Source organism: Thermophilibacter sp., assembly GCF_966187215.1.
Genome location: NZ_CBIFYV010000095.1, coordinates 1 through 10,499 on the forward strand (window position 1 = coordinate 1; position 10,499 = coordinate 10,499).

At 67.5% G+C, this 10,499-nt stretch carries 7 protein-coding genes; 1 reads left to right on the forward strand and 6 read right to left on the reverse strand.

The features are described from left to right. On the forward strand, positions 1-529 hold a 529-nt coding region (locus ACWTSU_RS07640; protein WP_455139372.1), incomplete at its 5' end, for a bifunctional nuclease family protein. A gap of 237 nt (positions 530-766) precedes the next feature. Here the strand turns inward: ACWTSU_RS07640 and gyrA are convergent. The 6 genes from gyrA to ACWTSU_RS07670 form a co-directional block, all read right to left on the reverse strand. Then, positions 767-3,487 carry a DNA gyrase subunit A gene (gyrA, locus tag ACWTSU_RS07645; protein WP_455139384.1) on the reverse strand — a complete coding sequence of 907 codons (2,721 nt, stop codon included), beginning with the start codon at positions 3,485-3,487 and terminating at the stop codon, positions 767-769. 134 nt (positions 3,488-3,621) lie between these two features. Next, the gene (gyrB, locus tag ACWTSU_RS07650; protein ID WP_455139374.1) at positions 3,622-5,664 is read right to left on the reverse strand and encodes a DNA topoisomerase (ATP-hydrolyzing) subunit B; all 2,043 of its coding nucleotides are present in this window, start codon (positions 5,662-5,664) and stop codon (positions 3,622-3,624) included. 134 nt (positions 5,665-5,798) lie between these two features. Then, positions 5,799-6,374 carry a hypothetical protein gene (locus ACWTSU_RS07655; RefSeq protein ID WP_455139376.1) on the reverse strand — a complete coding sequence of 192 codons (576 nt, stop codon included), beginning with the start codon at positions 6,372-6,374 and terminating at the stop codon, positions 5,799-5,801. Next, positions 6,367-7,455: a DNA replication/repair protein RecF gene (recF, locus tag ACWTSU_RS07660; RefSeq protein ID WP_455139378.1), complete on the reverse strand. Its 1,089-nt coding sequence runs from the start codon at positions 7,453-7,455 to the stop codon at positions 6,367-6,369. Before recF ends, ACWTSU_RS07655 begins: the two co-directional genes overlap by 8 nt. Before the next feature lie 6 nt (positions 7,456-7,461). Continuing rightward, positions 7,462-8,562 carry a DNA polymerase III subunit beta gene (gene dnaN, locus ACWTSU_RS07665; protein ID WP_455139380.1) on the reverse strand — a complete coding sequence of 367 codons (1,101 nt, stop codon included), beginning with the start codon at positions 8,560-8,562 and terminating at the stop codon, positions 7,462-7,464. Between the two features lie 236 nt (positions 8,563-8,798). After that, a complete protein-coding gene (locus ACWTSU_RS07670) occupies positions 8,799-10,358 on the reverse strand; it encodes a DnaA ATPase domain-containing protein (protein ID WP_455139382.1) in 1,560 nt (519 codons plus the stop codon). Positions 10,359-10,499: the final 141 nt, after the last annotated feature.

Sequence of the window (10,499 nt, forward strand, 5' to 3'; positions counted from 1 at the left end):
GAGAAGGGTGGGCATAGGGGGCTTCGTCGGCGGGGGTGGCCTGGTTGCTTTGTGGGTGTCCCTGCGCGCACATGACCAGTCGGGCAACGAGGGCTCGCTGCAGCTTCCCATCCGCATCGGCTCGGTCGAGGCCACGGCCATCACGATGGGCGTGCGCGAGCGTCAGGGCGGCCGCCCGATGACCCACGACCTGCTCTGCTCCACCATCTCCGCGCTGGGCGGGCGCGTCGAGTCCGTTCGCGTGACGTCGGTCCAGGGCACCACCTTCTTCGCGCAGATCGACCTCGTGCGCGCGGACGGGGAGCACGTCCTCCTTGACTCCCGACCGTCCGACGCGATCGCGCTGGCCGTACGCCTCGAGGTGCCGGTCTATGCCGACGACGAGGTCATCAGCACCGCGGCCATGCCCGACTTCAACGGCGTCGAGCGGGCCGAGGAGGCGCACGAGCTGCAGGAGTTCCACAAGTTCGTGGAGAACCTCTCGCCCGAGGACTTCAACGTGACGCACGGGGACCAGGACGGGGAGTAGCGCCGGGCTTCTCGCTCATTTTTTCGCGCTTGTCTGTCCCTCGCTCGTCCGATAACTCGCAAAAAATGATTTCATAATCATATATTCGCTGGATTAAGGTTTGTGAATGTCAGATTTTGCGGGTTAATTGAGCACGACCGGCGGAGGGCGCGGGACGAGAGGTGCAGACGATAAACACCCGGCACCCGACAAGAAGCGGCCCGCAACCGAAATCCGGTCGCGGGCCGCTGCCGTCAGCTACTCCTCGTCGTCGAGTAGCGAGTCGTCGAGCTCCTCGTCGCCGCCGATGTCAACGGGGTCGTCGGGGTCGTGGGCCCCGGCCGAGGCGAGGTCCAGCATCCCCTGGCTCGCGTCGTGCTTGGGCGCCTTCTTCTTGCGCGCCACCATGCGCGCCACGGCGCTCACGCGATCGCCGTCCACGAGGTTCATCACCTTGACGCCCTGCGTGGAGCGGCCGAGCAGGCTGATGTCGTTGACCCGCACGCGGATGACCACGCCCTCCTCGGACACGATCATGAGCTCGTGCTGCGGCCCGACCACGCGGCACGCCACGAGGCTGCCCTTCTTGGCCGTCATCGCGATCGTGTAGACGCCCTGGCCGCCGCGCTTGTGCTCCGGGTACTCTGAGACCGGCGTGCGCTTGCCGTAGCCGTTCTCAGTGATCACGAACAGGTCGCCGTTGCCGTTGGAGATCTCCATGCCCAGCATGTGCGCGTCGCCCTTGAGGGTGATGCCGCGCACACCCGAGGTGTTGCGGCCCATCGCGCGGACCTCGGACTCGTCGAAGAGAATCGCCTTGCCGTCGGACGACACGAGGATGACCTTCTCGCCGGGGCGCACGCGGCGCACGTTGACCAGCTCGTCGCCGCTCTTGAGGTTGATGGCGATGATGCCGTCGCGGCGGGTGCGGTCATACTCGCTCATCGCGGTCTTCTTGACCATGCCGCCGCGCGTGGCGAACATCAGGTACTCGTCAGCCGGGAACTCGCGCGTGGTGATGACGGCCGTGGGGTGCTCGCCCTCGGCCAGCGCCAGCACGTTGACGATCGCCGAGCCGCGCGCCTGACGGCTACCGATGGGCAGCTCGTGCACCTTGAGGCGGTAGACCTTGCCGAGGTTGGTGAAGAACAGCACGTAGTCGTGCGTGCTCGCCACGAAGAGGTCCTCGACGAAGTCGTTGTCCTTGAGGCTCAGGCCCTGCACGCCCTTGCCGCCGCGCTTCTGCGAGCGGTAGGTGGCTACCGGGATGCGCTTGATGTAGCCGGTGTGGGTGATCGTGACGACCATGTCCTCGTCGGCGATGAGGTCCTCGACGTCCAGGTCGCGCGCGGCGCCGGAGATCTCGGTGCGGCGCTTGTCGCCGAACTTGGCCTCGATCTCGCGCATCTCGTCCTTGATGACGCCCAGGATCTTATCCTCGTGGGCGAGAAGGTCCTCGTAGTAGGCGATCGCGCGGCGCAGCCCGGCGAGCTCCTCCTCGATCTTGTCGCGCTCCAGGCCGGTGAGGCGGCGCAGGCGCATCTCGAGGATGGCCTGGGTCTGCTCGGGCGAGAAGCCAAAGCGCTCGATGAGGCGCTGGGACGCCTCGGTGTCGGTCTGAGACGAGCGGATGATGTGGATGACCTCGTCGATGTGGTCGAGGGCCATGAGGTAGCCCTCAAGGATGTGCGCGCGGGCCTGGGCCTTCTTGAGGTCGTAGCGCGTGCGGCGGGTGACCACGTCGACCTGGTGGTCAACGTAGTGGCGCAGGATCTCGCGCAGCGAGAGGCACTTGGGCACGCCGTCAACCAGCGCCAGGTTGTTCACGCCGAAGGTGGTCTGCAGCGAGGTGAACTTGTAGAGGTTGTTGAGGACGACTTCCGGCACCACGCCCTTCTTGAGCTCGATGACCAGGCGCAGGCCCTTCTGGTTGGACTCGTCGCGCATGTCCGAGATGCCCTCGATGCGCTTCTCGTTGACCAGCTGGGCGATCTTCTCCTGGAGGGCGCCCTTGCTCACCTGGTAGGGAATCTCGGTGAAGACGAGGCGGCTGCGGCCGGTCTTGGTGGTCTCCACGTGCGCCTTGGCGCGGATGGTGATCGAGCCGCGGCCGGTCTCGTAGGCCTGGCGGATGCCGTCAGAGCCCATGATGAGCGCGCCGGTGGGGAAGTCCGGGCCCGGCATGACCTGCATGAGCTCGTCGACCGTGATGTCGGGGTTGTCGATGAAGGCGCAGGTGGCCTCGATGGCCTCGCCGAGGTTGTGCGGCGGGATGTTAGTGGCCATGCCCACGGCGATGCCCGACGAGCCGTTGACCAGCAGGTTGGGGAAGCGCGCGGGCAGCACCTGGGGCTCGGCGAGCGACTCGTCGTAGTTGGGCTGCCAGTCCACCGTGTCCTTCTGCAGGTCGCGCAGGAGCTCCATGGCGGGCTTGGCCAGGCGGCTCTCGGTGTATCGCATGGCCGCCGCGCCGTCGCCGTCGATGTTGCCGAAGTTGCCGTGGCCGTCGATCAGCGGCACGCGCATGCTGAACCACTGGGCGAGACGGACCATGGTGTCGTAGACGGCGGAGTCACCGTGCGGGTGGTACTTGCCGATGACCTCGCCGACCGTCCAGGCCGACTTCTTGTGCGGGCGGTTGGGGAAGATGCCGGACTCGTTCATCGCGTAGAGGATGCGGCGGTGCACGGGCTTGAGGCCGTCGCGCACGTCGGGCAGGGCGCGCGCCGTGATGACCGACATCGAGTACTCGATGAAGCTCTGGCGCATCTCGTGCCCGAACTCGGAGACCTGCAGCGCGCCGCCGTTGATGTCGGACTCGCCGGCGTCCTCGCCGCGGTTGTTGGCGCCGAAGCTCTCCTCGAGCTCGCCGTCGTCCTCGTCGTCCGCCTCGTCGGCGTCATCCTCGGTGTAGACGTCGGCCCCGTCGTCCTCGTCGCGCTCCGCGCGGGCGAGAAGGCGCCTGAGGTCGTCGGGCATCTCGGTGCTGTTGTTGTTCTCGTCTGCCACGTATGGCCTTTCTCTCTGAGTGAGACAAGGGGGACAGGTTCCTTTGTCTCATTCGTTTTCTAATGAGACAAAGGAACCTGTCCCCCTTGTCTCATGACCTGCGGTTACGCGTCGAGGAAGCGGGCGTCGTGCGCGTGCTTCTCGATGTAGTCGCGGCGGTACTCCACCTGGTTGCCCATGAGCTCGCGGACCGCGCGGTCGGCGGCCTGGGCGTCCTCGATGGAGACCCGCTGCAGGATGCGCGTCTTGGGGTCCATCGTGGTGGACGCCAGCTGCTTGGGGTCCATCTCGCCGAGACCCTTGTAGCGCTGGACCGAGTAGCCCTTGCGCTTGCGGCCCGAGCCCTTGACGGCGGCCTGGGACTTGTCGTTCTCGTCCGCCTCGTCGGGGTTGAGGCCCAGCTCGCGGATCGCGCGGTTGAGGATCTCGTCCTCGGGCGTCTTGCCGTCGGGGTAGATGTAGTGGATCTTGTTGCGCACCTTGATACCAAAGATCGGCGGCGTGGCGATGTAGACGTAGCCGGCGTCGATGAGCGGGCGCATGTACTTGTAGAAGAACGTCATCAACAGGATGCGGATGTGCGCGCCGTCGACGTCGGCGTCGGTCATGATGATGATCTTGTGGTAGCGCGCCTTGGTGATGTCGAAGTCGCCGCCGTCGCCCGTGCCGGTGGTGACGCCGGTGCCGATGGCGGTGATGAGCGACTGGATGGTGTCGGACGAGAAGGCCCGGTGGTCGCCCACGCGCTCCACGTTGAGGATCTTGCCGCGCAGCGGCAGGATGGCCTGGATGTCGCGGCGGCGGCCGTCCTTGGCCGAGCCGCCTGCGGAGTCGCCCTCCACGATGAACAGCTCGGTCATCTCGGCGTCACGCACGGAGCAGTCGGCCAGCTTGCCGGGCAGCGCCGCGCTCTCGAGCAGACTCTTGCGGCGCGTGGCCTGGCGCGCCTTCTGAGCGGCGAGGCGGCCCTTGGCGGCCTGGTTGGCCTTCTTGAGGATCTCGCGGGCCTGGTTGGGGTGCTCCTCGAGATACTCGGCCAGCCCCGCGCTCACGATGCGGTTGGTGAGGGTGCGCATGTAGGAGCTGCCGAGCTTGGCCTTGGTCTGGCCCTCGAACTGCGGGTCGGGCAGCTTCACCGAGATGACCGCCGTGAGGCCCTCGCGGATGTCGTCGCCGGTGAGGTTGGCGTCCTTCTCCTTGATGATGTTCTGCTTGCGACCGTAGTCGTTGATCACCTTGGTGAGGGCCGTGCGGAAGCCCTCGAGGTGCATGCCGCCCTCCTCGGTGTAGATGTCGTTGGCGAAGGAGAGGGTGTGCTCGGAATAGCCGGTGTTCCACTGCAGGGCCACCTCGACCTCGCCCATCTGGGTCTCCGGCGCATCGGCGGCCGAGCGGCCCTCGATGTAGATGGGACGCGAGAGCCCCGGCAGGATGTCCTTGCCCTCGTTGAGGAACTTCACGAAGTCGACGATGCCGCCGGCGTAGCAGAACTCCTCGGTGCGCGGCGTGAGCTCGCGCTCGTCCACCAGCGTGATCTTGAGGTTCTTGTTGAGGAACGCCGTCTCCTGCAGGTGGTCGTGCAGGGTGTCCCAGCTGTAGGTGGTGGTCTCGAAGATCTCCTCGTCGGGCCAGAAGGTGATCGAGGTTCCCGTGGCCTTGGACGTGCCCACGACCTTCATCTTCTGCACGGTCTTGCCGCGCTCGAAGACCATCTCGTAGACCTTGCCGTCGCGGCGCACCCGCGCCACGAGTCTCTTCGAGAGGGCATTGACCACCGAGACACCCACGCCGTGCAGGCCACCGGACACTTTGTAGGCGTTGTTGTCGAACTTGCCGCCGGCGTGCAGGATCGTTAGGACCACCTCGAGGGTGGGGATCTTCTTGACGGGGTGCTTCTCCACGGGGATGCCGCGGCCGTTGTCATCCACGGTGATGGAGTTGTCCGGGTGCACCGTGACCTTGATCTTGCTGCAGAAGCCGGCCATGGCCTCGTCCACCGAGTTGTCCACGATCTCCCACACCAGGTGGTGCAAGCCGGCCGCAGAGGTGGTGCCGATGTACATGCCAGGACGCTTGCGGACCGCCTCGAGGCCCTCGAGGATCTTGATCTCCCCGGCGCCGTACTCGTTCTCGTTCTTCTTGGCCACGCGCTCATCCTCCCTCGGCCCGCGGGCGCGCCCAGCGCGCGGGTTTCTCCGGGCCGTGTTCAAAAAGGGACCAAACGGCTTCATGATACCGTTTGTGAGGCGCTGAGAAGCCCTCTGAGGGCTCCTTCATCTTTTTAGCTATTGTGGTCGCCGGCGGCCTTCTCGGCCCGAAGCGCGGCGCTCATCGCCCGGCGCGCGCTCTCCCGCACCGCGTCGGGCAGCGCGGCCGTCATCTCCTCCACGCGGCGCGCCTCCTCCGCGGAGAGCTCCGGCAACGGCCTCGGGGCCGTGCGAGCGGACGCGGCGGCCGCGCAGGTCGCGGAGCCCTTCTCGCCGCGCTGCCGCTTTGACACGCGAAACGAGACGTCGGCGAAGCGCAGCCCCACGTTGGCCAGGCGCGCGAGATAGACCTCCCGGTTGGCCGAGAAGTCCGTGGCGCGGGCGCGGGAGTCCACGTAGACCAGGAGCGTCGGCAGCGTCTCGTGGCTGCGCGGCTCGCGGACGTAGAGGCCGGTGGTGTGGGCGCGCTCGATGTCGCCGTTGACCGCGTGCCACGCCCGGCCGGCGCTCCACGTGGAACCTGCCGCGCCGGCGCGGTCGATGCGGTCCAGGCAGTCGCCGCAGAGCTCCGAGAGCGACCGCGGGGCGCGCTCTCGGCGGCGGGCGTCCCGCTCGAGCGAGCTCGTGGCCGGCCGCGCGCCGTCACTCACCGTAGCTCACCACCTTCGCCGCGTCGAGCAGCTCGGGCGAGAAGTACCCGAGGTTGGTCGTCGTCACCACGGTCTGGATGCCGTCGAGTGCGAAGGCCACGGCAGCCGAGCGGCGGCGCTCGTCGAGCTCGCTCATCACGTCGTCGAGCAGGAGGATCGGCCGGGAGCCGATGATCTCGTCGGCGAGCTCCACCTCGGCCATCTTGAGCGCGAGCGCCACGGAGCGCTGCTGCCCCTGCGAGGCGAAGGCGCGCGCGTCCCGACCGGCCACCAGGAAGGTCACGTCGTCGCGGTGCGGCCCCACGGTGGTCTGCTGGCGGCGCAGGTCGTCGGCGCGCGCGGCCTCGAGCCGCTCGAGGAACACCTCGCGCAGCTCGTCGCGCGAGAGCTCCTCGAGGCCCTCGCCGAGCGTGCAGACGTAGACGCACGAGAGCTCCTCGCCGCCCGAGATGGCGCGGTACGCCTCGGCCGCGCGACGGGCGAGGCGGCCGAAGAGGCGCAGCCGCGCGGAGAGCAGCGTCGCCCCGCCGAGCGCCACGGACTCGTCCCACGCGGCGAGCAGCGCGCGGTCCGGCGCGTCCTCGCGCAGCAGGCGGTTGCGCTGCTCGACCGCGCGCTGGTAGGCGGAGAGCACGTTGGCGTAGCCGCGGTTGGCCTGCCGTCCGAAGGCGTCCAGCTCGTCTCGCCTGACCGACGCCCCGCGCTTGACGAGCGACAGGTCGTCGGGCGTGAAGAGCACCGACATCAGGTTCTGCGGCATGTCGGCCGCGCGGCACGCCTTGCCGTTGCGCGAGAAGCGCCGCGAGCGGGCCGTCACGTCGAGCCGCACGTCGATCACGCGGCCGTCCCCCTCGAGCCGCGCGTCCGCGCGGGCGCTCGCGGCCCCCTCGCGGACGAGCTGGCCCGGCGTCGGCCGCCTGAACGAGGCGCCCGACGTGAGCAGCTGGATGGCCTCCACGGTGTTGGTCTTGCCCGTGGCGTTGGGGCCCGCGAGCACCGTCACCGCGGGGGAGAGCTCGACCTCCAGGCGCTCGAAGCTGCGGAAGTCGGCGAGCGAGAGCGTTGTGACGAGAAGTCCCACGCCCGCCTACAGACGCACCGGCATGAGGAGGTACAGGTAGTTGATGCTCCCGTTGCTCTTGAAGATGCCCGGCTGCGTGGACCCCTGCAGCTCCAGGCGCATCGTCTCGGTGCCCGAGACCGCGTTCACGCAGTCGAGCGCGTAGTGGTAGTTGACGGCGATGGCGAGGCTCTGACCCTCGATGTCGCACACCATGGTCTCGGACGACTCCCCCTGGTCGGGCGAGCTCGCCGACAGGCGCACGATGCCGCCGTCGGCGTCGATGTCCAGGCGCACCGACGCGTTCTGCTGCGCGATGACCGAGACGCGCTTGAGCGCGGCGGCGAAGGCGGCCACGTCGATGGTCACGGCCGTTGAGCAGGTGGGGGGCAGCAGCGTCTTGTAGTCGGGGAAGCTGCCCTCGATGCGGCGGGTCACGAAGGTCGTGGTGCCAAAGGAGAAGACCACCTGGCTCTCGGTGGTGCCGATGGAGATGGTGTCGGTCATCGAGGGCATGCTCAGCACGTCATGGAAGACCGAGCCGGCCACGATCGCGCGGAACTGCTCGCCCGGGGCGGCCTCGACGGAGGAGTCGCAGACCGCCAGACGGAAGGAGTCGGTGGCCACCAGGCGGATGGTGTTGTCCTCCACGGTCAGCAGGATGCCCTGCAGGATGGGGCGCGTGGTCTCCTTGGAGGTCACGCGATAGACCTTGTCGACCATGCGCGAGAGCAGGTCGCTCGGGAGCTCGATCGTGCGGTCGGGGGCGAGCTCGGGGAACGCCGACCAGTCCGCCGCCGACAGGGCGTTGAGACGGAACGTGGACTTCTCGCACGAGATGGTCACCGAGTGGGGCGTGCCCTCGAAGGTCACGGCGGAGTCCGAGAGATTCTTCACGATGTTGGTGAGCACCTTGCCCGAGACCACCGTCTCGCCGGGCTCCTCCACGTTGGCGGGGATGAGGTGGCGGATGGAGATCGTGAGGTTGTTGGTCTGGAACTCCAGCTGGCCGCCCTCGGCTCGGATGTAGACGCCCGAGAGGATGGGCAGCGTCGAGTTGGTGCCCATGCCCTTCGCTACCACGCTGAGCGCCCTCATGAGCGAAGACTGGCTGACGGTGAACTTCATGGCGCGCCCTTTCTCTAATACCTAAATAAGAACTAAAGAACAGTAGTAGTAACAGAGTCTGTCGAAATGTGGAAAAGTCAGCGAAGTGGCAGTTCGGATGGCCTGTCGAGAAGCCCGCGGAGGTCTCGGGGCGTCAACGCCCGTGAACATCCCCGCCTCGCCCGTCGGGCGCCTTCTACATCAGGCCACGACTTTTCACCACCTTTCGACACGTGCTCGACGACCCTTTCACCATGCTACGCGTTGCCGGTGATCGACTCCTGAATCTGCATGAGCCTATCGTAGAACGCGCGATCCGTCCGCCGGGCCTCGTCCACCACGTTGATGCTGTGCTTGACCGTCGCGTGCGTGCGCCCGCCGAAGTGCTCGCCGATGTCGGCGAGGGTGCGGTCGCAGAGCTCGCGCGAGAGCCAGATGGCCACGTGGCGCGCCTCCATGAGGCCCTGGTTGCGGCGGTTGCCCACGAGGCTCGCGTGGTCGATGTCGTAGAAGCGCTCCACGGCGCGCTGGACGTCCTCGATCGAGACCGTGCGGCCGGCGGTGGGCCAGCACTCGCGTGCCACGGCATCGATCTCCTCGTGGGTGATCTGGCGCCCGGCCCTCTCGGCGGCGGTTGCGGCGAACAGGCAGCGCTGGCAGAAGCCCTCGATGACGCGGATGTTGGTGCCCGCGCGCTCGGCCATGTACTGCCGCGCCTCCTCGGGGACGTCGCCGCCCAGGCCGCTGACGTTCTCGCGCAGGGCGTCGTCGCGCATGCGCTCGCAGAAGGTGTCGATGAGGCGCAGCTTGAGCTCGTAGCTCGGTACCTGGATCGGCGTGGTGAACCCCGATCCCAGGCGGCTGGTCACGCGCTCGTCGAAGGCGTCCTTGCCCATGCCGAGCTGCGCGGGCGTGCGGTCGGCGGCGAGCACGATCTGCTTGCCGTTGGCGATGAGCTCGTTGAAGGTGTCGAAGAAGAACCCCACGGTGCCGACCTTGCCCGCCATCTTCTGTATGTCGTCGATGATGAGCACGTCTATGTCCGAGTAGTTCTGCCGCAGCGCCGCGGCCGCCGAGCGCTCGGAGTGGCGCATGGCCTCGGTGTAGTCGGTGATGAACGACGAGGCGTCGCGGTAGACGCACAGGCGCGACGGGTCGTTGACGGCGATGTAGTTCTGGATGGCGCGCAGTAGGTGTGTCTTGCCCAGCCCGCTCTTGCCGTAGATGAAGAGCGGGTTGTAGGTGCTGTTCATGCCGTTGGCCACCTGCAGCGAGGCCTGATAGGCGATGTCGTTCTCGTCGCCGCGCACGAAGCGCTCGAAGGTGAGCTTGGAGGCGGTGTGCGAGATGTCCTCGACGAGGGGGTTGCGCTCGCGCCGCCGGCGCGCCTCCTCCGCGCGCTCGGCCGCGGCGCGGTCCTCGTCCCAGGTGTCCTCCGCGATGGTGCGGGTGGTGGTGCCCTCCCACGCCCGCGGCGCCGCCGTCGCGGCGGTCCAGCGGTCGACCTCGGCGCGCGACATGCTCGACGAGGGTGCCTGGGCCCGGGCCGGCGAGGAGGCCGGTGCGAACGACACCTCGAGCCGCATCGGCTCGAACGCGGCCTGCGTGAGGCACTCCTCGATGAGGGAGGTGTTCTTCGACACCGTCTTGAGCACGAGCCGCATCGGCGTCTCGAGCCGCAGCGTCCCATCGGCCATGCTCGTAGGGGCGCAGTTCCTGAGCATCGCGAGCGTGGCCTCGGGCAGCTCGCGCGCGGCGAGAAGGTCGAGCGTGTCCTGCCAGAGGGCCTCGGCATCTGATTCGAGCGACAGTTCCATGGGCACCGCAATCGTGATTGTTGAAAACTACGGTGACCTAGTATAGCGGGTGTTGATAACTCCGTGCACCGCTCGGCCGAGCGGGGCGGGGCACCAGAAGGGAGTTCGAACGATGCCGGTGAGCGGGTACTTCTACCCCAC

Bases quoted from the DNA above. Each gene is read 5' to 3' on its own strand.
- gyrA (WP_455139384.1), bottom strand. From the start codon at position 3,487: ATGCCCGACGACCTCAGGCGCCTTCTCGCCCGCGCGGAGCGCGACGAG.
- dnaN (WP_455139380.1), bottom strand. From the start codon at position 8,562: ATGAAGTTCACCGTCAGCCAGTCTTCGCTCATGAGGGCGCTCAGCGTG.
- ACWTSU_RS07670 (WP_455139382.1), bottom strand. From the start codon at position 10,358: ATGGAACTGTCGCTCGAATCAGATGCCGAGGCCCTCTGGCAGGACACG.